Annotated in this window: 17 protein-coding genes; 9 read left to right on the top strand and 8 right to left on the bottom strand. The window is 56.9% G+C overall.

Annotated elements, in window-relative coordinates:
• Positions 1-99 precede the first annotated feature (99 nt).
• The 6 genes from CLV84_RS00700 to CLV84_RS00675 all read right to left on the bottom strand — a co-directional run bounded on the left by CLV84_RS00700 (position 100) and on the right by CLV84_RS00675 (position 7,071).
• A complete protein-coding gene (locus tag CLV84_RS00700) occupies positions 100-504 on the bottom strand; it encodes a GtrA family protein (RefSeq protein WP_170067512.1) in 405 nt (134 codons plus the stop codon).
• On the bottom strand, positions 501-1,046 hold the full coding sequence (locus CLV84_RS00695; protein WP_104417821.1) for a 5' nucleotidase, NT5C type: 546 nt from the start codon (positions 1,044-1,046) through the stop codon (positions 501-503). The genes CLV84_RS00700 and CLV84_RS00695 overlap by 4 nt, the downstream gene beginning before the upstream one ends.
• Complete coding sequence (locus CLV84_RS00690) at positions 1,046-4,234, bottom strand: efflux RND transporter permease subunit (RefSeq protein ID WP_104417820.1); 3,189 nt, start codon at positions 4,232-4,234, stop codon at positions 1,046-1,048. The genes CLV84_RS00695 and CLV84_RS00690 overlap by 1 nt, the downstream gene beginning before the upstream one ends.
• Positions 4,235-4,243: 9 nt before the next feature.
• Positions 4,244-5,443 (bottom strand): efflux RND transporter periplasmic adaptor subunit, encoded by a 1,200-nt coding sequence (locus CLV84_RS00685; RefSeq protein ID WP_104417819.1) that lies wholly within the window; start codon positions 5,441-5,443, stop codon positions 4,244-4,246.
• A 126-nt stretch (positions 5,444-5,569) separates the two neighbouring features.
• On the bottom strand, positions 5,570-6,340 hold the full coding sequence (locus CLV84_RS00680) for a sulfite exporter TauE/SafE family protein (protein WP_245911339.1): 771 nt from the start codon (positions 6,338-6,340) through the stop codon (positions 5,570-5,572).
• Positions 6,337-7,071 carry an RDD family protein gene (locus CLV84_RS00675; RefSeq protein WP_104417818.1) on the bottom strand — a complete coding sequence of 245 codons (735 nt, stop codon included), beginning with the start codon at positions 7,069-7,071 and terminating at the stop codon, positions 6,337-6,339. Before CLV84_RS00675 ends, CLV84_RS00680 begins: the two co-directional genes overlap by 4 nt.
• A gap of 112 nt (positions 7,072-7,183) precedes the next feature.
• Here CLV84_RS00675 and CLV84_RS00670 point away from each other — a divergent pair, with 112 nt between their 5' ends.
• From CLV84_RS00670 to CLV84_RS00650, 5 genes are all read left to right on the top strand, one after another.
• Complete coding sequence (locus tag CLV84_RS00670) at positions 7,184-8,602, top strand: sensor histidine kinase (RefSeq protein WP_104417817.1); 1,419 nt, start codon at positions 7,184-7,186, stop codon at positions 8,600-8,602.
• A gap of 34 nt (positions 8,603-8,636) precedes the next feature.
• Positions 8,637-9,374: a response regulator transcription factor gene (locus tag CLV84_RS00665; RefSeq protein WP_104417816.1), complete on the top strand. Its 738-nt coding sequence runs from the start codon at positions 8,637-8,639 to the stop codon at positions 9,372-9,374.
• Between the two features lie 218 nt (positions 9,375-9,592).
• Entirely contained in the window at positions 9,593-10,936 is a 1,344-nt protein-coding gene (locus CLV84_RS00660; protein ID WP_104417815.1) for a D-alanyl-D-alanine carboxypeptidase/D-alanyl-D-alanine-endopeptidase, read from the top strand.
• 50 nt (positions 10,937-10,986) lie between these two features.
• Entirely contained in the window at positions 10,987-12,849 is a 1,863-nt protein-coding gene (locus CLV84_RS00655; protein ID WP_104417814.1) for an ABC-F family ATP-binding cassette domain-containing protein, read from the top strand.
• Between the two features lie 465 nt (positions 12,850-13,314).
• Positions 13,315-14,433, top strand: a complete 1,119-nt coding sequence (locus tag CLV84_RS00650) for a COX15/CtaA family protein (protein WP_104417813.1) — start codon at positions 13,315-13,317, stop codon at positions 14,431-14,433.
• On the opposite strand, the gene CLV84_RS00645 is transcribed toward CLV84_RS00650, so the two are convergent.
• Positions 14,430-14,813, bottom strand: coding sequence for a hypothetical protein (locus tag CLV84_RS00645; RefSeq protein ID WP_104417812.1), 384 nt, complete (start codon positions 14,811-14,813; stop codon positions 14,430-14,432). The two genes, CLV84_RS00650 and CLV84_RS00645, sit on opposite strands and share 4 nt — an antisense overlap.
• Before the next feature lie 192 nt (positions 14,814-15,005).
• Between CLV84_RS00645 and CLV84_RS00640 the strand changes: the two genes are divergently transcribed.
• Positions 15,006-15,314, top strand: a complete 309-nt coding sequence (locus CLV84_RS00640; RefSeq protein ID WP_104417811.1) for a hypothetical protein — start codon at positions 15,006-15,008, stop codon at positions 15,312-15,314.
• Between the two features lie 2 nt (positions 15,315-15,316).
• The gene (locus tag CLV84_RS00635; protein WP_104417810.1) at positions 15,317-16,474 is read left to right on the top strand and encodes an NRAMP family divalent metal transporter; all 1,158 of its coding nucleotides are present in this window, start codon (positions 15,317-15,319) and stop codon (positions 16,472-16,474) included.
• Here CLV84_RS00635 and CLV84_RS00630 read toward each other — a convergent pair.
• Positions 16,471-17,358, bottom strand: a complete 888-nt coding sequence (locus CLV84_RS00630; RefSeq protein ID WP_170067511.1) for a PAS domain-containing protein — start codon at positions 17,356-17,358, stop codon at positions 16,471-16,473. The two genes, CLV84_RS00635 and CLV84_RS00630, sit on opposite strands and share 4 nt — an antisense overlap.
• 298 nt (positions 17,359-17,656) lie before the next feature.
• On the opposite strand from CLV84_RS00630, the gene CLV84_RS00625 reads away from it, so the two are divergent.
• Both CLV84_RS00625 and CLV84_RS00620 read left to right on the top strand, forming a co-directional pair.
• Positions 17,657-21,142 (top strand): DUF4175 family protein, encoded by a 3,486-nt coding sequence (locus CLV84_RS00625; RefSeq protein ID WP_104417808.1) that lies wholly within the window; start codon positions 17,657-17,659, stop codon positions 21,140-21,142.
• 79 nt (positions 21,143-21,221) lie between these two features.
• Positions 21,222-21,608, top strand: a complete 387-nt coding sequence (locus CLV84_RS00620; protein WP_104417807.1) for an ATP-binding protein — start codon at positions 21,222-21,224, stop codon at positions 21,606-21,608.
• Positions 21,609-21,613: the final 5 nt, after the last annotated feature.

Raw genomic sequence — 21,613 nt, 5'->3', positions numbered from 1 at the left:
CTGCCGCAGGCGAGCCTATACTATGCTCTCTGTGATTCCTCAGTGAAGCCCTCCGTGCAGCGAAGCCTCCGTGGTGAACCCACGAGCCGCAGGCGAGCGCTACCGCCCCTCAAACACCCTACGCTTCCCATAATAATTATAAAAGAACACCACCCCCGTAGCCGCCCCTTTGATGAGCCACTCCCGGTCGCCCAGCAATGGGAAATAGTGTAGGCCGTACACGATGGCCGCATCCAGCAGCAGGCCGCCCAGGCTCACCAGCATACTGAGCGCGAAGGCCGATCGCAGCGACCGCCGCAGTTCGAACACGAAGTAGCGCTGCAGGAAGAAGTTTAGCACGACGCTGCTGGAATACGCGATCAGGGTAGCGGGCAGGGGCGGCAGGTAGGTATCCACCAGCAGGAGATACAGGCCGTAGTTGATCCCCGTGGCGACGAGACCGGTCAGGGCGAAGGGCAGCTTTTTCCAGCTGAATTCCCAGACTTGCTTCGCCGCCCGCTTCACGACTCCGCCGCCAGCTCGGCAGCCCGCTCGTTGCGGAAAAAGTCGCGTACTTCGAGCCAGTTGTCTACGCGCAGGTAGCCTTCGTCGTGGACGTTGTGGGAGGCGGTGAAAAGCAGGCCCTTCCCATTGAACGTCCGCAGGTTACTGACCTTATCGTCGATCATGTAATCACCGTGGACGATGCTTTTGTTCCCGCAAAAAACGATGCGTTCCCAGTGGATGAAGGGCATGTGCTCTTCCAGCCACTCCCATTTATCGGTGAAGCAGTGCTTGAATTCGGTGGCGGCGGTCACGATGTAGACTTCGTAATTCTCGTACAGTTCCTCCACCACTTCCCGGGCGTCTTTCATCACCGGAAGGTGTCGGAAGAAGCCGGGCCGGTGCAGCTCGTCCCGCATCGATTCGATGCCGGGCAGCTCGTAGATCTTTTTGCCGTAATACGCTTGGGGGTCGATCTTCCGCCCCTGTTGTTCTTCAAACAGCTCATGGTAGCGTTGATAGTTGTCGACCATCACCTCGTCCATGTCAATACAAATGCGCATTAAGATTCTACTTTACTGATACCGATGGGCTTATCGTGGTCGATACCGTCTTCCCCTAATTCCCGGTAGGCAGGCTCCACCTCGTGGTATTCGTATTTCTTGCCCGTGGTAATCCGTTTGATGCCCACCCTGCTCCGGTTGAGCAGCACGATCAGCGCCGGCAGCAGCAGCAGTAGGACCAGGGTGGAGGCCAGCAGCCCGAAGGCGACCGAAATGGCCATGGGAATCAGGAATTGCGCCTGCCGGCTGGTTTCCAGCAGCAACGGTGCCAAGCCGGCGAAGGTGGTAAGGGTAGTGAGCAGGATCGGGCGGAACCGGCTTCTGCCTGCATCGTTCAGCGCATCCATCATGGGCATTCCGCCGCGGATGTTATCGTTATAGGTGGCAATGAAGACCAGCCCGTCGTTAACGATTACCCCGACCAGCGCGATCATGCCCAGGCCCGAGAACATCGAAATGGGTTTGCCCATCAGCCAGTGGCCGAGAATAACGCCGATGAGTCCGAAGGGAAGCAGGGAAAAGAGGATGGCCGCCTGCCCCGCCGAACGGAACGTGAGGGCCACCACGAAGAACATTAGCCCGAGGACCACCGGCAGTACGATCATCAGAGAAGCCGAGGTCTTCATCTGGTCGCGCACCTGCCCGTCGGGGACCGTAGTTACGCCGGGGTAGTTTGCCAGTACGGCCGGGATGATCTCCTCCGCTACGGTGGCGTTGATGTCGGTGACGGAAACGGCGTTCGTCGCGATGTCCGCTTCCACCTTCACCTCCCGCATTCCATTCGTATGGTTAATGGCGATAACGCCACGCTGCGGTTCCAGATTGACGATCTCGGATACCGGGAACTGGCTTCCGTCCGCCAACCGTATCCGCATATTATTCAGATCCGCCAGGCTCCGGCGGCTGTCCTCGCCGTACCGCAGCCACACCCGTACTTCGTCTTCTCCGCGTTGCAGTCGCTGGGCCTCGGCACCGAAGAAGGCCGACCGGACCTGGCCGACGATATCCTGCAAGTCCAGGCCCAGGTAGCGCGCCTTATCCTTCAGGGAGATATTGATCTCCCGCAGGCCTTCCTGGTTGCTGTCCACTACGTCCGTCAACTCGGCCATCTGCTCTAGTTCGGCCTTCATGTCGGCGGTAGCTTTTTCCAGCTCTTCGATGTTGTTGCCGACCAAACTGACGCTCACCGGTTTGCCGAAGAAGGAGTTGCCGCCGTAGCTCAGTATCTCGGCTTCTTCGACTACTCCCACTTCCTCGCGAATCGCATTCTGAACGGTACGCACGTCGATGTCTCCCCTTTCCTCACCCGGAAGCAGTGCTACTTCCAGGCTGCCCTGATAGGTAGTCGGCCCCAGGGCTTTCTCGATACGGGTGACGAGAGATCGTCCGTCTCCAAACAGTTCGTCGCTCATGCGCTCGTTGACCCGCTGACTCGCCGCTTCGATCCGGTCGAGAATTTCCATCGTCCTGGATTCGGGCGAACCGGCGGGCAATTGCACGGTGATGTCGACCTCGTCCCGTTCGATCGTCGGAAAAACGGTGGTCAGTACGAAGCCGCCGCCCACCAGACCGATACTTAGAAACAGCACCGCCACGCAGATGGACAGCGTAAGGAATTTGAACCGCATGGTCCACGCGAGCACCGGGGCGTAAAGCGTATCCCGTAAAAAATTCATGAGCCAGTCAAAGCTGCGTTGCACCTTATTCGGCTTGACGTCCTTATCCAGCGCCTTCGAGTGGGCGATGTGGGTAGGCAGGATGATCGCCCCCTCGACCAGACTGAAAATCAGCGAGAAGATGACAACGATAGCCATCTCCCGGAAGATATCTCCCAACCGGCCGTCGATAAAAAAGAAGCTGGAGAAAGCGATCACCGTAGTCAGGATAGCCGCGAAAACCGCTCCCAATACGTCTACCGTGCCGTTAAGCGCCGCCTTGGTCCGGGGCAGGCCCTTTTCGTGGTAACTATAGATGTTTTCCCCGATCACGATACCGTCGTCCACGAGAATACCGATCACAATGATCATACCGAAGAGCGAAATGACGTTGAGGGTGACATCCAGCGCACTGGCCACGATGAACATCCCCGCGAAACTGATCGGAATGGACAACGCCACCCAGAAGGCCAGCCGCCAGTGCAGGAACACCGCCAGCAGTACGGCTACGATAATGAAGCCCATGATGCCGTTCTCCTGCAACGTCGCCATGCGTTGCCGCAGGGTAATGCTGGCATCGCTGATGACCTTGGCCTGGATGGTGGCGTTTTCGGCGTTGAAGTTTTCCAGGTACTCCTTCACCTTGTCGGTGATCGAGAGCATATCCTCCTCCAGGGTATTCTGCACGTCGATCCGTACACTCGGCATCCCGTCAAGGAAGCCGCGGTTGGGCTGGTCGGCCCAGCGATCCCGGACCGTGGCCACCTGGCTCAGCCGTACGGTTCCGCCAGTCGGCGTGGTCTTGATTACGATATCCTTAAGACCGTCGGCGTAGTATTCCTTGTTACGGGCGCGGAGCAGCAATTCTTCGTTGAGCCCCTTGACGGTGCCGCCCGTGATGTCCACGTTCGTACGACGTACGGCCTCGGCGGCTTCCTGGAAAGTAAGGCCATAGGCCTGCAGATCGGCTTCCCGGAAGGCAATCTCGATCTCTTCGTCGGGGAAGCCGCTCATTTCCACCTTAGAGATTCCCTCTATGGCCAGTAATTCATCTTCCACCTGGCGGGCGGCGGTCTTCAGGGCACCGAGGTTGACGCCCTGCCCCGTCAGGGCGAAAGAGATTGCGCGACCGAGTTGTTCCTGCTTATAGATCACAGGCGGTTCCATGCCGGTCGGAAAGCTGCTTACGCGGTCTACTTCGTTCTTTACGTCCTGCAGAATGATGTCGGTGTCGTAGCCCTTCAGGACCTCGACGGTGATGGTACCGCTGTTCTCACTACTGACGCTGGTGTAGCGCTCTACGCCCGTGAGTCCCTTCAGGTTTTCCTCGATCTTGTCGACGATCCCCTCCTCGACCTCCTCCGGGCTGGCCCCGGGGTAGATCACCTGGATAAAAATGTTCCGGCTGGGCGTCTCCGGAAAGAAGGTCGACTTCATCTGCAGCAGACTCAAGCCCCCCATGATCAGCAAACCGAACATCAGCAGATTGGCCGCGATCGGATACTTGATAAAGTAATTGATAAATCCTCTCATGGCTGGGGGTTACTTCAGGCTGCTCGTGGGTTGCGCGCCGTTTACGGCCGCGGCTTCGGCTGCGGGGGTTCCGACCGGCTCGCGGTCTTCAATCCGGACCAGCATACCGTCGAAGGCGCCGGGCACGATGCTGGTCAGCAGTTCGGTGCCGTCGTCCAGTCCACTCACGATGGCCGTCGACCGGTTGGATTTCCGTACGGTCACCGGTTGCAGCACCAGCAGGCTGTCGTGTCGTACTACGTACACCTCGTTCTCATCGATCAGCAGGTTACGGTCTATCTCCGCTACGTTTTGCAGGGTCCGGGCTGCGGCTTCTCCCCGCATGTACATCCCTTCCCGTAGTTCTTTACCGCTTACGCCGACGTACACGCCGACCGTCTGGGATCCGATTTCGATCTGGTCGCTGATGCGGCGGATGGTGCCCTCCCATTCTCCGGGGATATCCTCGCTGTATAGCCGCACCTTCCCGCCGGTTTCCAAGTATTCCAGGTCCGAAAGCGGCACGGTAGCCACCATTTCGTAGTAGCCGGTGGCCATCAGTTCGCCAAGGGCTTGCCCGGAACGCACCACGGCGCCCCGATCGATCATGACCTGGGTCAGCACCCCGGAGAAGGGGGCGTAGATGACGTACTTAGCGAGCCGCTCCTCCAGGCTTTTGATGCTGTAGTACTGGGTGTATAGATTACGACCGGCCACGAAAAGTTTCTCGGCCTGATCGGCGGCGGTGGGCAGTTCCGGTAAGGGTTCGTCTACACTGAATGCGTCGAGGTAGCTTTCCCAGGTAGCAAAACTCTTGGGGTAGTCGATTTTAAGGTCGGGCATGATCTGCGCAATGGCATTCATCAGTGTTGCCTTCTGCGCCTGCAGGTTCAGCCGGGCTTCTTCGGCGTTGATGCGCAGGATCACCTCACCCTTCGGGAAATACGTTCCCTCCTTTAGCGGCCGACCGGTTTCTTCCACCACGCCGCCCACTTCGCTGAAGAGCTGGATCTTGTTGTACGCTTCCAACCGCCCCTGAATATCGAGGGTGGTGGCCAACTCACCGTTCTGTACCCGCCGGGTTTCCACCGTTCGGATACGCTTCTCTACCGGCCGCCGCGGGGCTTCCTCCTTCATGCCGAAGAGCCAGGTCATCGCAAAGTAACCGAGCACCACGATGCCCACTCCAAGCAGGGTTTTAATAATGTTTCTTACGGTGGATTTTTTCATGACTGGTAAAGTTGGGGTAGCAGACGCAGGTTTTAAAACCTATTGACGGATAGAGTGTTGCGCTCGTCCCAAAATTAGCCATTTTACCGGATGTCAATGGGGCGGCGGAGCGCGGGAGCTAGGAACTCAGAACGGCCAGAATGCCTTGGCAATGGCCGCCACGATCACCACGATCAGCAAGCGGTACGACCAAACCCCCGCTTTCGGGTGGTTGGCGGCGTAACGAGCGGTCAGGTAGCCTCCGAGGGTTTGCCCCACGGCCATCAGCAAGCCAAGCGACCAGTCGATCACTCCCTGCCAGGCATAGATCAGAATGGCAACCGTCGTATAGATCAGGACTACGATTCCTTTGACGACGTTAGCTTGAATGATTTCGTATTTCGCCACCAGCACCATCAGGGCCAGGAAAAAAATGCCCATGCCCATCTGGATGAATCCACCGTAAATGCCCAGGGCGAAGAAGGCGGGAATGCCGATCCACGGAGAAAGCGGTCGCTCGGGTTGCTCCGCCCGCAGCCACCGCTTCGGGTTCACCAGCACGACGAGCAGCATGACGACCAGGAGATAGCGAAAAATCGATCGGTAGGTCGCGCTGTCCACCACCAGACTCAGCCAGATACCCAGGAGGGCACCTACCGTCGATACGACCACGATGGTCCACATTTCCCGTTGCCGCCCCGCTGAAAGCTGCAGCCGGCCCGCCCGTTGGAAGGCCCAGGTTCCCGCCAGGCTCTGGGTTGCGATACCGATGCGGTTGGTCGCGTTGGCGACCGTAGCCGGTAATCCCAATACTTCCATAAGGATAGTAAGCGTGATCGCCGATCCGTTACCGGAAAGGGTATTGATGCCGCCGGCCAGGAAGGAGCCCACCAGCGCAAGGGTGTATTCCAGCATCATCGGGTAAGTACGATATAGTCCAGAAGGAGGGCTTCCAGAAACTGCTCGTCGGACGCGGGCCGGTCGGTTTGCGCCACCTCCAGGAGGTCCGACATTTTGGCGGCCAGTTCTCGCAGTGCGGCCCGGTGGGCCGGGTTACCGTAGTGACGGTAGCGGGCCAGGGTCTGTTTTACCAGTAACATATCGTTGTCGTTCATTCGCTGGACGGAAGCAAATCGGGCCACGTGTTCCTCGCGGTTCCGAATAGTCAGAATATCCCGCAGGCTCACCCCGCCGAAGTGGCGAGTATGGATAACCACGGTTCGGGCGATCACGTCGCCGAGGCGCTGGTTTTGCCGGCCAGTCACGATCAATAGCACGGCGAGTACGCCCGCCGTAAAGAGTACGTCCAGCAGCAGGAAAATGGAGCGGGCGAGAAAGTCCGCGGGCGTGGGGTCCTCCCCGTCCAGCCGGATAACCCGTAGCTTTAATATCCGTTTGCCGATCGTCTGCCCCCGGCTCAGCATTTCCGTAAAGAAGAAATACAGCAGGATGTAGAACACCAGGCCGTACTGCACCAGCACGGCCAGGTCGATCTCCGCCTCCACCAGTTGTAAAAAAAACAGCAGGAGGAAGTAGGTGATCAGCACTCCGATCAGGTCTATCGCGAAGGCACCGATCCGCAGCCCTACCCCGGCGGTTTCATAGTCGATACGGACGTTCTGGGTGGTATGAATGGTAACGGATGGCATGCGCTCGCCGGTAAAGTTACTAAACCTTTAAAGCCGTGCCGGTGATGAATACCGGTGCCTCCCTCCGGCGTATTATCCTGTACCGCATTTTCCGCCGTAGCTTTTCCCTCGCATGAGCCAAAAATCCATATACCTCATCATCGGTCTGATCGTTTCCGCGATCGTGGGGCTTATCATCCTTCAGCTCCGGCTGCTGCAAACCGGCCTGGAGGTGAACCGCGAACGGTACGACCGCGCCGTTCAGACCGTGCTTAAGCAAGTCGCCGACGAAGTGGAGAAGCGGGAGGAAGACGAAATCCGCCTCACGCTCAACAACGGCTACGCCGGCGGGATCCCCGAGGGGCGGTACAGCGAGCTGCGCATCAGCGGCACTCCCCCCAGCCTGCTCAGCGCCCGCTCCATTCGCATCAGCCCGAATTCTTCCATTCGCCTGCGCGCCCAGTTCGCCAACCGCAACCTGGAAGAGCGCATCAACCGGGAGGCAATCCACAACAAGATCGTCAAGGAGCTCAAGAACGCCGGTATCGAGAATAAGCTGGAGTACGGGATTTACGATACCCGTCAGCAGCGATTCCTGGCGCGGAACGGCCGCCTCCTCTCTCCGCTCGGGTCGGATACGAGCCGGCACGAAGATCTCATGAACGCCGATTATTCCGTCATTCTGTTCGACGACGATTCGACCATACCCGGGGAAATCCGCGCGTACAGCCCTAACAAGGATCAGGTCATTTACAGCTCCCTCTACGGAAATTTCGCCGCCAGCCTGCTGTTCGTGCTGATTATCCTCGGTTGCTTCATCTACACGATCTACGTAATCCTTCGCCAGAAGCAGGTCTCGGAGATGAAGACCGATTTCATCAACAACATGACTCACGAGTTCAAAACGCCCATCGCTACCATTTCCCTGGCTACGGACAGCATCGTCAGCCCCCGCATCAGCGGCGATGCCGAGAAGGTGCAGCGCTTCGCCCGCATCATTAAGCAGGAGAACAAACGCATGAACGATCAGGTAGAGAAAGTGCTGCAAATGGCTAAACTCGACAAAAGCCGGCTCAACCTTAACCTGACGGCCGTGGACCTCAACGACATCGTACAGAGCGCCGTAGAGTACATCTGCCTCCAGGTGGAGCCCCGGGGCGGACGGGTTACCACCCACCTCCGTGCGGATCCCTCCGTCGTCGAGGGCGATCTGACCCACCTGTCCAGCTTGGTCAACAACCTGCTCGACAACGCCAATAAATACTCTCCCGAGGCCCCCGATATTATCGTGTCCACCGCAAACGTACCGCGTGGTATACAGGTTACGGTGACCGACCACGGACTCGGAATGACCCGCGAAGCAAGAAAAAACATTTTTGACCGTTTTTACCGGGTACATACCGGTGACCGGCACGACGTCAAGGGATTTGGCCTGGGCCTATCCTACGTCAAAACCATCACCGAAGTACACGGCGGTAGTATCGAGGTAAAGAGTGAGCTCGGAAAGGGCAGTAGCTTTATCGTGACTTTTCCGTACCGGCAACCTGACTGATCCAAATTACCCTGAAGTAAACAGCACCCTAACGATGAGCGAATCAACTGCAACCGAAGCCAAACTTTTACTGGTCGAAGACGACCGAAACTTCGGAGACGTCCTGCGGTCCTACCTGGAAGCCCACGACTACGACGTCACGCTTGCCACCGACGGGGTAGCCGGTCTGGAAGCTTACCGCCGCGGAGACTGGGACCTTTGCATTTTCGACGTGATGATGCCCCGTTTGAGTGGCTTCGAACTCGCGAAAAAGATCCGCGAAGACGATACCCAGACCCCCATCATTTTCCTCACCGCCAAGGCCATGAAGGACGACGTGCTCAACGGCTTCGAACTGGGTGCCGACGATTACATCACCAAGCCCTTCAACAGCGAGGAACTCCTGGCTCGCATCAATGTCATCCTGCGTCGGAGCCAGACCCCGGCCGATCCCAAGGAAGAGCAAACCGACTTCGAATTCGGTAAGTTTCACTTCAATTTCCCCCTCCGCATTCTCACGTTTACCGACGAAAAGGGAGAAAAATCGAAAGAAAAACTTAGTCCTAAGGAAGCTCAGCTCCTGCGCTTGTTCGCCATCAACAAAAACGATATCCTGAGCCGTAGCGAAGCCCTGACCAAGATCTGGGGCGAAGACAATTACTTCACCGCCCGCTCGATGGATGTGTTCGTGACCAAACTGCGCAAATACCTCAAGCCCGATGCGGCCATCGAAATCGTCAATATCCACGGCAACGGCTTTCAGCTGCTGGTTAAGGACGAGCAGGAAAGCTAAGCCGCTCACCGGCTGTTAAATCGAATACCACCGATACGGCAAGCCAGGAATTGGTAGTTTTTGTACCGATAACCGGCTATCGCCGCCCATACTCACTTCGTAGAGCTAACAAGATATATGCCGACGTTTCACCGTCGTCCAACCGTTTAGTTTTTGGGATTATAATTTTATCGGCCGAAACCTTCGGGTTTCGGCCTTTTTTTTGGTTTACTTCCGGTATGCGAATCCCCCTTCTCGTTCTTTGCTGCCTCTTCTTTCTCGGTGTGAGTCAGGCCCAGGATACGTCCCGACGCGCCACCACCCGGGCTCTGGACAACCGCATTGAAAATTCCCTCTTCGGGGAAGCCCACACGGGATTCGCCCTCTACGATCTGGAAGCGCAACGACCGGTCTACGGCTATAACGCCAACCGCTATTTCGTACCCGCCAGCAATACTAAATTGCTCACCTTCCTCGTCGCCAACCGCCTACTGGAAGCCGCGGCTCCGGCCGTTGTGTACCAAGCGTTCGAGGATCGTATCGAATTATGGGGCACCGGTTATCCGCTGCTCCTGCACCCCGCTTTCGTCGGCTACGATACGCTGCTGCCGTGGCTGGCTACGCGTGACCTACCCCTGGTGCTGAATTTTCCAAACGGAGACATCCCCCCACGCTACGGTGCCGGGTGGAGCTGGGATGATTTCAATTACGGGTACGTCTTCGAACGCTCCCTCCTCCCGGTGTACGGCAACCGGCTCTATTTGGAGTACCGGGAAGCGGGCGATACCGGCCGGGAAGCCCTCTTCGGTTCGCCAGCCGAAGTGGTCGATAACCTGGTGATGGACGCCGCCCAGGAGCGGACGATCTCGCGGGTAGAAGGAAGCAACCGCTTTACGGTCAACGCAAATTTTTACCGTCCCTATAATTTCCCCCTGGAACGGGCCCTCAGCGTCGATTCCGCCACCACGGTACGTTACCTGAGCAGCGCCCTGCCCGGCTCGTCTATCCGGTCGGGTGACCGGCCGCGGCCACCCCTCGATGCGTTGCGGACGATTTCCACCCCCCTACCCGACACCCTGTACCGGAAGCTCCTACAGGATAGCGATAACTACCTGGCCGAGCAACTCATCTTGCTGGCCGCAACGAGCCGTTACGGGCGTCCCGACGAAGAAGCCTTCTTCGAATGGGCCACCGATACCCTCTTCCAGGAGATGGGATTGGGGGAGATTAGCTTTCGCGACGGTAGCGGGCTGAGCCGCTACAACCTGGTCAAACCGGAACAGCTGGTGCAGGTGATTGCCGCCCTGGACCGGGAGGTCGGCCGCGAGCGGCTGCGCTCCCTGTTGCCCACCGGTGGGATCAACGGCACCCTTAAGCAGCGCTTCGACAACCAGCCGGAACCCTACGTATGGGCCAAAACCGGCTCGCTGAGTGGGGTGATCTGCATCAGTGGGCTGTTACGCACCCGTAGCGGTCGGTGGCTGGCCTTCAGTTTTATGCACAACAACGTGATGGGTTCGAGCCGCGAATACTACGCGACGATGGAAGACATCCTCGGCTGGGTCTACGAGAATCTTCGGTAGGCGGCCGCCGCCCCAATAATCCTCATCTTTGCGCCTGAAAAAATGCGGAGATGGTTTACCTAGAATTAGAGAAGGTATCGAAAATTTACGGGGAGAAAGTGCTCTTCGATCAGGTCGATCTACAGGTCGCCCAGCACACCAAGGTAGCGCTGGTGGCCAAAAACGGTACCGGTAAGTCTACCCTCCTCCGGGTAGCGGCGGGTATCGATCAGCCCGAAGGAACGGGCGCACGCGCTTACGTCCACAAGGACGCCCGCATGGCCTACCTGCCCCAGGAACCCGACTTTGGGGAAGGCGCCACGGTAATGGACGCCGTTTATGACAGCGACAACGAACTGGTACGGGCCGTGCGCGACTACGAGGAGGCCCTTTCCCGGACCGACAAGCCCAATCTCCTGCAAGACGCGCTTACGCGTATGGACCGGCTACAGGCCTGGGACATCGAGGCCCGGATCAAGGAGGTGCTCAGCAAACTCAACATCGAGAACGTCAACCAGCAGGTGGCCACCCTCTCCGGCGGGCAGCGCAAACGCGTAGCCCTGGCCAAGCTCATCATCGACGAGCCCGACCTGATCATCATGGACGAACCCACCAACCACCTCGACATGGACATGATCGAGTGGCTGGAAGAATGGCTGCAATCGCCGAACCTTACCTTATTAATGGTGACGCACGATCGCTACTTCCTGGAACGGGTCTGTAACCGCATCATCGAGCTCGAAGGAGGTAACATCTACCACTATACCGGTAACTACTCCGACTTCCTGAACAAGAAGGCCACCCGTGAGGAAACCGAAAGCGCCGAACTCGACAAGGACCGCAAGCGCATGAAGAAGGAACTCGAATGGGTACGCCGCATGCCCAGTGGCCGCGGCACGAAGGCCAAGAGCCGGCTCACCGCCTTCAGCGAATTGAAGAACAAGGTCGGTAGCTACCGCGGCGAGGACGAGCTTACGCTGGAGATCAAAGGACAGCGGCTCGGAAGCAAGATCCTCGAAGCCCATAATATCGGTAAGTCGTACGGCGACAAGGAACTCGTCAAAGGATTCAGCTATAAATTCCAGAAGGGGGAGCGGGTAGGTATCGTAGGTAAGAACGGGGCCGGAAAATCCACCCTCCTCCACATGCTCACCCAGGAACTGGAGCCCGATACCGGGAAGGTGGTCCACGGCAGCAACACCGTCTTCGGCTACTACACCCAGGAAGGCATCAACCTGACCCAGGATATGCGGGTAATCGAGGTGGTCCGGGAGATTGCCGAATTCATTCCCCTGGAAAAGGGACTCAAACTAACCGCCCGCGGCCTGCTGGAACGCTTCATGTTCAACAGCAAGCAGCAGCAGGTATACGTAAGCCAGCTGAGCGGGGGAGAAAAGCGGCGGCTATACTTACTCACGATTCTGATGAAGAATCCCAACTTCCTGATCCTGGACGAACCGACCAACGACCTGGATATCGTGACCCTCAACGTGCTGGAAGACTTTCTCCTCGATTTTCCGGGCTGCGTACTGATCGTAAGTCACGACCGCTTCTTCCTGGATAAGCTGGCGCACCACCTGTTCATCTTCGAGGGGGAAGGGAAGATCCGCGACTGGAACGGGCTCTACACCGAATACCGGGAGATGCGAAAGGAAGAACTCCAAGCCAGCCCAACTCCTTCCCCGGCCCGCGCCGCACCTGCGCCGCCGCCGGCCAGCGAAAACCACCTGTCGCAGGAGCAACGCAAAGCCATTCGCCGGGTGGAAGGGCAGATTGGAAAACTGGAAGCACGCAAAGCCGAGATCAACCGTCAGTTCAACGATATGGGCAATCTCACCCCCGAACGGATCGCCGAACTCGGTAAAGAACTTGCCGAAGTCAACGAAGCCATCGAGGAAAAGGAAATGGAGTGGATGGAGTTGGTGGGCGAATAAGCGCCGGCGGGGCATTATACACATGTGGCCGATAGGTCAAGTGTAAAACCCCTGTTAACCAGGAGTTTATCCAGTGTTATTTTCCGACCCCACTTGGTGGAAAACCGTGGAAAAAGGGAGGGTTATCCACAGTCTTACCCACAAATGCCGATTTTAGGGCGAGTTATCCACGTTTCCACAGCTCTCCACAATCGCTCTCCACCGAGATCCCACCGCTCGGTCCCGGTTATCCCCACGGCTGTGTCATAAAAGTTATCCAGGGGGGCGGATTGGCTGAAATGTGGATTACGGGCAAATCCCCATGGCTTACAGCTTGTTAGCCTGTGAATAGATTGTTCAAAGGAAGCGTGCCGGGGTGGAGATTGAAATAACCAACCGGATGGGGAATTCTTTCTCCCGCTTTCCACACCCCTAACAATGATAAAGGGATTTGAATTTTAAAAAAAGATAATAACTATTAAGAGCATGGGAAAATCGCTGCGCCGCTACCCCCGACCGGTCAAAATTTGGTTGCTCGCGGGGTTGGTGATGGTTGTCGGACAGATCGTGATCGGAGGGATAACGCGGCTTACCGAGTCGGGATTATCCATTACGGAGTGGGAAGTGCTCAGCGGGGCTTTGCCGCCGCTCAACGCGGCCGACTGGCAGGTGGAGTTCGAGAAGTACCAACAGTCGCCCCAGTACGAGAAGATCTTCGCCGACATCTCCATGGCCGATTTCAAGTTCATCTACTTCTGGGAATGGTTTCATCGGCAGTGGGCGCGCACGATGGGTCTGGTGTTTGCGGTAGGCTTCCTGGTCTTTTGGCGAAAAGGGTATCTCGATGCTCCGCTAATGCGGCGATTGGGCATCGTGGTGCTGCTGGCGGCCCTCGCGGCAAGCTTCGGTTGGATCATGGTCGCCAGCGGGCTCATCGATCGTCCGTGGGTCAATGCGTACAAGCTGACGATCCACCTGGCGCTGGGAATTACCCTGTTCGCCTACCTGTTGTGGATAACGCTAAAGGTGGTACAGCCCGTCAGGCCGGTTTTTCCACAGGGAGCGGTGAAAAAGCTGCTATTACCGCTGAATGCGCTACTCTTTCTGCAGCTTCTACTGGGGGGAGTAATGAGCGGAGCCCGCGCTGCCCTGCCCTACCCTAGTTGGCCGGATATGAACGGCTATTTTATTCCGCCGATCCTGTTGGAGGCATCGGCCTGGACTGTGGAAAATCTGGTGAAGTACGAGCAAAGTCTGTTCCAACCAGCCCTCTTCCAGTTCTTGCACCGGATTACGGCTTACGCGTTGACCTTCATGGTTTTGTACTTCTTATATCGGTGCCGTAGCATTACCCTCCCGGCGGGTTTACGCCGTGCGAATACCCTGTTGATAATACTGTTGATAACTCAGGTTACCCTCGGTATTCTGACGGTGGTTAACAGCCAGGGACAGGTCCCGGTCGGCTTCGGCGTGGCCCATCAGTTCACCGCCATTGCCCTCGTAGCCACCGTGGTTTACATCAATTATCGCTACCGCCCGGGCACCCCTTTAGCCGGTGTGGAAAAGATGGTGGAAAACAAAGCGGAAAAAAGTTTGGTGGTTTAATTGCTCCCCGAGGCAGGGGTTTTCCACGATTTTCTTCGCCTTCCCAGGTACTGGCCGGTCAGAAATATGGCTAACAGGAAGTGGAGGAGGGTTGCCCGATGATCGGGGTTATAGACGGTCTGTACGGCGATCATCAGGTAGTGGTATATGCTGAGGCTAAGCGTAACCAGCAGGAAGGTCGGATCGTCGTTGCGCTTCCGGTAGCCATGGAGCGATAGCCCGCCGAGAAAGAGCGCGGCCAGCCCATACATTTTCATTAGCAGGACGAAACTCGGTCCCTCAGACGTGCCAAAACCGGGCACGAGATCCCCGGCATGGGGGTAAAAGAGGAAAAGAAAGCCCACGACGGCCTGGATCAGCGTGTGTAACAGGAGGATCATAGCGCTACAAAGCTACGGCGACGGAAAGGTTGTAGGGAAGGTAGCTCAGCTTGCGACCTACTGACCATTGGAGATTTCACCCAATAATATTTTGGGTCCGGAGCGAAATGTATAACAATAGAATGCCGTTATTGTGCACAGATAGTGCAAATAAATTTTTCGGCAACCCCCAGCCGTCTAAATCCTGGTCTCATGAATTCCGTTAAACCCCTCACCTACACTACGGAAATCCGTATATCCTTTAACGAACTGGCGCTCCACCTTCGGGAGCACTGTGATTTCCTCTGGCACTTCGCCCGCAAAATGGCCCGCTGCCATCGCTGTAGCAGCGAAGAACCCGCCCCGGGCGATTTTCGCATCTACATCAACGGTCGCGGCGACTTTGCCATTTACCACCGTTGCGGTGATTGTGCCTACCCCCTCCATAGCTACGTGGATTTGAGCCAGGAGCGTCAAATCCGGAGCGGACTTCGTAAACTGTGGCTGACTAAAGTCAACTAGCCATCGAATCCACCTCCTGGGGCCGTGCCCTCGTATGGTCGCTCATCGCGGCTGCCTTCATCGGTCCCGGTACGGTAGCCACCGCGACGCGGGCGGGTGCGGAAGGAGGATACGCCTACTTGCCGGTGGTGGTTCTGGCTGCCCTGGCCGGGTATGTTTTTATGGAAATGGCCGCCCGGATCACTTTGGTGAGCGGTCGCCGGCTTGGCGATTTGCTGAGTGTCAGGGGCAAGTGGCTTCCCACCCTCTTATTCGCGGCCGTTTTTTTCGGCTGTATGGCCTACCAAGCGGGTAATCTGGTCGGTGCCCTGGGGGGCCTGCAGTTGCTCTTTCCCCTCGGCCGGTGGGGGGTGCTGCTCATCGGCGGCTTCGTTTTCGCGCTACTCTGGAAGGGGAGCACCCAGCTGATCGGTCGCATGATGGCCTACATCGTCGCCGTCATGGGCGTCCTCTTTATCGTAGCCGCGGCCCAGATCGCCTGGCCGGGGGTGTATCCGGACCGACCGTTGGCACCGGTACGTACCGATGTCCTGCTCGGGCTGCTTGGGACGACGATAGTTCCGTATAATTTCTTTCTGGCGGCCGGATTGGGTTCGGATGGCCGGCTCGGTGACATGCGGCGGGGGTTGATGCTCAGTTTCGGCGTCGGGCTTCTCGTTACCGCCTCCATTGTAGTTGTGGGCGTCACGGCTTCCGGCTTTGTTTCCTTCGAGAATCTGGCGGTCAGCCTGGAAGCCTTTTTGGGGGAATACGGCAGGCTGGTACTGGGCATGGGCCTGTTTGCCGCCGGCTTTAGCTCCGCTACGACGGCACCGCTGGCCGCCGCCATGGCCGGTCGGGAGTTGCTCGCTTCCGGCGACAAAAGCTGGCGCTCCGCGGGCAGCGCCTTCCGGGCTACGTGGTTCGTGGTTATGCTTATCGGCCTCCTCGTCGCCGTGCTACGCCTGGATATTATTGGCGTGATCCTGGCGGCTCAGGTGATCAACGGGCTGTTGCTCCCCTTCATCGCCGCCGCGGTGTTTTACCTCGCCAACCGGCGGGATTTGCTCGGCGACCGTACGAACCGCTGGTGGCAGAACCTGATCGGCCTGGCGGTGCTCGGGCTACTCTTTTATAAAACCGGGGAATTCCTTTTCAACCTGTTCCTTACCCTCCGTTAGCGCACGGTGTAGTCATCCCGGTTGATATTCAGCTTTTTCATGCGGGCGAAGAGCGTCTTGCCGTTGATGTCCAGCAACCGACCGGCACCGTTGGGCCCGGTAACCCGGCCATTGGTGTAGCGCAGGGCACGAATGATGTGCCGCCGTTGATTTTCTTCGAGACTGATCATCCTCTCCTGACCGGTTTCTTCCATCACCTCGTAATGGCCGGTTATTCCGCTGACCGCTCCGTCTTCCATCCGAGACCACATCACGACCCGCACCAGGGATACCCGCTCGGCGGCGGCGCGCAGGAGAAAGTTTTCGTCCATGCGGTGGTACCCATTCAGAAAATTGATCATCCGGGAATTCCAACGGGCGGCGTCTTCCCGGGAAAGTCGCTGAGAAATGGCGCTGGGCTTGAGCTCTTCCGGATCGGATACGCCCATGATGGCCTTCAGATTCTCGCTGACGAGGATGCTTTGGTCATGAAAATTCAGGTCGAAGCTGCCGATGCGTTGGGAAACCTCGACGTTTTCCAGCATCCGTTTATAGCGTTGGCTATTTTTTGCATCCGCTACGATGCTACAGATCAACTGCTCATTCGTATCCGATACCAGATGCGGTATGCTTTGAATGGTCACCGGATAGGAATCGCCCTTACAATTCTGGTGGTAAGTATAAATCTGGTCTTTCCCGTTACTGATGGTCTTCTGGCAGTGCTGTTTCCAGGTATCTTGGGACAGGTGGGGAGCATAATCGGTAAAACTTTTCTGCAGCATATCCTCGAAGGAATAGCCCAGCGTAAAGCAAGCCGAATTGTTGGCGTAGCGGACCCGTCCGCTGAGATTGGCACACAACAAGTCATGCTCGCCATCGCCGACCACCTGATTGGCAAGGGCCATAATTTGGGGCGGAGTGAGGGGATACATAGGAACGATTGATGCCGAAAGCACGGATATGGGTGAGGAGGCAGACGCTCACCGTAACATAAGAATTACGTTAGGTTTCAAACGGGTATCTTCCAGCAATGTTGGACTATTCCGTTAGCCTTACGGGGTAAATATAGGTGTTCTCACACTTTTAAGTGGAAGGTGGTAATTTTTGCATATACGCCGACCGTAAGGCGTTGTATGTCAACCGGGAAGTTGTTCCTTCCATTGTATATTCGATCGTTATCTATCGGTCGCAATCCCTTTTCCTATGGCCCGCACCCAACATTACGACCTGCTCATCGGCAAACTCGATGCCTTTATCCGGAAGTACTACATCAATAGTGCGATTCGGGGGCTCCTGTTCTGGGTAGGCTTGGTTTTGCTGTCCTTTCTCGCGGTAAGCTTGCTGGAATCCCAGTTCTATTTCTCCGGAACGACCCGCCGAATCCTGTGGTACGGCTTCTTGGGCGTCAGTCTGTTGGCCCTGGCCGGTTGGGTCCTGCTTCCCCTCAGCCGCTACTTCCGGCTTGGCGAAGTAATCAGTCACGAACGCGCCGCCCAGATTATCGGGGCTCACTTTGGCAACGTCCAAGACAAGTTGTTGAATGTACTGCAGTTGCGTCGCCAGGCGGCTACGGGCAATAACGACCTCCTGCTGGCTTCCATCGACCAGAAATCATCGGAAATCAGCCCCGTCCCCTTCCGTTCGGCGATCGACCTGACGCAGAATCGTCGCTACCTGAAGTTTGCGCTGCCCCCGATGCTGCTCCTGCTGGTCATCCTCATCGCTTCCCCAACCCTGATTCAGGACAGCACCAGCCGCCTCATCCGCAACGACGAAAGCTTCGAGCGGCCAGCTCCCTTTTCCTTCGTGTTGGCTGACGACAACCTGGAAGTTGTCCAGTACGGCAATTTTCCCCTTACCGTAGACGTGCAAGGGGAAGTACTTCCCGCCGAGGCCTACATCGAAGTCGATGGTTACCGTTACCGGCTGCAAAAGGAAGATGGCAACACCTTCACGTACCAGTTCAATAACGTCCAGTCTTCGGTACCCTTCCGCCTATCCGCCGGCGAGGTCGAGAGTACCGATTACACCCTCGAGGTTCTGCCCAAACCCACCATCGCCGGGTTTACCGTCGCCGCCGACTATCCGGATTATCTAGGCCGGAAAGACGAAGAGCTGGCCAATATCGGAGACCTGACCGTTCCCGTAGGCACTCGCCTACAGTGGTCCTTCGACACCGAGAACACCGAATACATCGACCTGCGGTTCGCCAGTGAGGATACCACCGGCCGCCTCCGTCGCGACGGTCGCGATCTGCACAGCTTCGACAAACGCGCCATGCGCAACGATCGCTATACCCTTTACATCGGTAACGAGCGGATCCCGGTCGCCGATTCCGTCAGCTTCGCGCTCAACGTTATCCCCGATCAGTACCCCCGCATCACCGTGGAAAGCTTCCGCGACTCTACGGACGAATCCCTGCTCTTCTTCGTAGGCGAAGCCACCGACGATCACGGAATCCGCGGACTGGATTTTGTTTACCGCATTCAAAACGCCAGCGGTGCCACGGATGAGGTACGAACCCCCGTAAGCGGAGCAGCCGGTAAGCGCACGGAATACGATTACGTTCTCGATCTCCGCCAGGATGTCGAACTCGTGCCCGGCGATCAGTTGACCTATTACTTCGAAGTGCGGGACAACGACGGCGTCAACGGGAGTAAGCGTTCGAAAACCTCGTTGATGACCTTCCGAATGCCGACCAAGGAAGAAATGGCCGAACGCGCCAACGCCAACGACAGCAAGATCAAGGACCAGCTTCAGCAAGCGCTGGACGACACCCGCAAGCTCCGGGAAGAAACCCGGGAAGTGCGCGAGCGCATGCTCCAGGAAAAGGAAGTCGACTGGAAACTCAAAAAGGAAGTCGAAAAGCTGGCCGCCCAACAACAGCAGATCAAGGAGCAGGTCAAGAGAGCCCAGGAAGCGTTCCAGGAGAACCTGGATAACCAGTCCCAACAGAACGAACAGATCAACCAGAAGGAGGAGCAACTCCAGGAGATGTTCGAGAAGTCGCTATCCGAGGAGATGCAGGAACTGATGGAAGAGATTCAGCGCCTTATGGAGGAGCTCAATAAGGACGAGACCCTCGAAAAGATGGAGGATATGGAGCTGTCCGACCAGCAAACGGAAGCCGAACTGGATCGGATGCTCGAGCTCTTCAAGCAACTGGAGATAGAAAAAGAAATGCAGGAATCCATCGAGGAACTCGAGGAGCTTGCCAAGGAGCAACAGGAACTGGCAAAGGAAACGGAAAACGGCGAAACGCCCACCGAAGAGCTGCAAAAGCAACAGGAAGCCCTGCAAAAGAAGTTTGAGGAGCTCCAGAAAAAGCTGGAGCAAACCGAAGAGAAGAACGAGCAACTGGAGCGACCCATGCCGCTGGATAAACAGGAGGAACAGGCGGAAGCGGTGAAGCAGGACATGGAAGCGGCCCAACGGAAGATGGAGGAAGCCCAGCAGCAGGAAGGCGAGCAGCAACCTCAGGAAGGTAAGCAGCCACCCCAGGAGGGCGAGCAACAACCCCAGGAGGGCGCCGAAGCGCAGGAGCCAAGCGAACCCCAGGAAAAGCAAGCGGGCGAGCAACAGCAACAGCAATCCGGCCAGCAACCCCGTCAGGATGCCGCCAAGAAGCAGCAGGATGCGGGCAAGAAAATGCAAAAGATGGCCCAACAGATGAACCAGTCCATGCAAAGCATGCAACAGCAGCAGAACACCGAGGACATGGCCGCCATTCGTCAGTTGCTGGAAAATATCGTCGATCTGAGCTTTGACCAGGAGGAGACGATGGATCAGTTAAATCTGACCACCGTAAATACGCCCCGTTACGTGGAGCTGGTCCAGCAGCAATTCCGGATTAACAATGACTTCGAATTGGTACGCGATTCGCTCCAGGCCCTGGCCAAGCGCAATTTTCAAATCGAAACGTTCATTACCGATAAAGTCACCGACATCCGGGGCAACCTCAGCAATACCGTTGACGAACTGGAGGAAAGACGCACCCCCCAGGCTGCCAACCTCCAACAGCGGGCCATGACCGGACTCAACGACCTGGCCCTCATGCTGAGCGAAAGCATGGAACAGATGCAACAGCAAATGGCCAGCCAGATGCAGGGGCAACAGCAATGCCAAAACCCTCAGGACGGCAAGCAGGGACAGCAGAGCGGTAAACCCAGCGAAAACCCCGGCAGTGAAGGCCAACGCAACATCGGCGAGGAAATGCGCGAGATGAAGGAGGGCCTCGAGAAAGGACAGGGCGGCAGCAGCAAAGAGTTTGCCGAAATGGCGGCCCGTCAGGCCGCGTTGCGTCGCGCCCTGGAAGAAAAACAAAAGGAGCGGCAGCAAAGCGGTGAGGGAAAGAACGGCGAACTCCAGCAGTTAATCGATGAAATGAATGCCGCCGAGGAAGACCTTGTAAACAAGCGGCTCACCAACGAATCCCTGATGCGGCAACAGGATATCCTATCCAAAATGCTGGAACACGAACGGGCGGAACGCGAACAAAAGATGGACGAACAGCGTAAATCCGAAACCGCGGAACAACAGCGCCGCGACCTTCCTCCCAGTTTGGAGGCCTACATTCGCCAGCGTCGCGCCGAAGTAGAACAGTTCCGCAGGGTGACCCCCGAGTTAAAACCGTACTACCAAACGCTGGTAGATGAGTACTTTCGTTCCCTGTCTGTCAGCCCCTTATAAACTTTCGGACGGGGGTACGGTGTTATATGCCTTTATTATTTGTCTTTCCGTCCGCCAATAGTTTCGAACCCAACATTGCATGCTCACACTCTCGTCTGATCCGAATAACATCAACCAGGTCGAGCAATTGGTGAACCAACTCGCCTCTCGCTATCACCTTGACCAGGAGAAGCACGATAACCTGCTGATCAGCCTCACGGAAGCCGTCAGCAACGCGATTATTCACGGTAACAAACAAGACCGGTCCAAAACCGTAAGCATTCGCTTCGCTCAGGTGACCGGCGCCTTATCCATCCGGGTCTCCGACCAGGGCGGTGGATTCAACTACAAGAACCTTCCCGATCCCACCTGTCCCGAACGAATCTGCGAATGTGGAGGCCGGGGCGTATTCCTGATGAACCAGCTTTGCGATAAGATGCGCTACATCAACGGCGGTTCCACGGTAGAAATGCAATTTCGGCTCTGAAAACT

Source organism: Neolewinella xylanilytica (genome assembly GCF_002934605.1).
GTDB classification, from domain to species: Bacteria; Bacteroidota; Bacteroidia; order Chitinophagales; family Saprospiraceae; genus Neolewinella; species Neolewinella xylanilytica.
The sequence above is the reverse complement of the archived record's forward strand: the minus strand, read 5'-3'. Positions and strand labels throughout refer to the sequence as shown.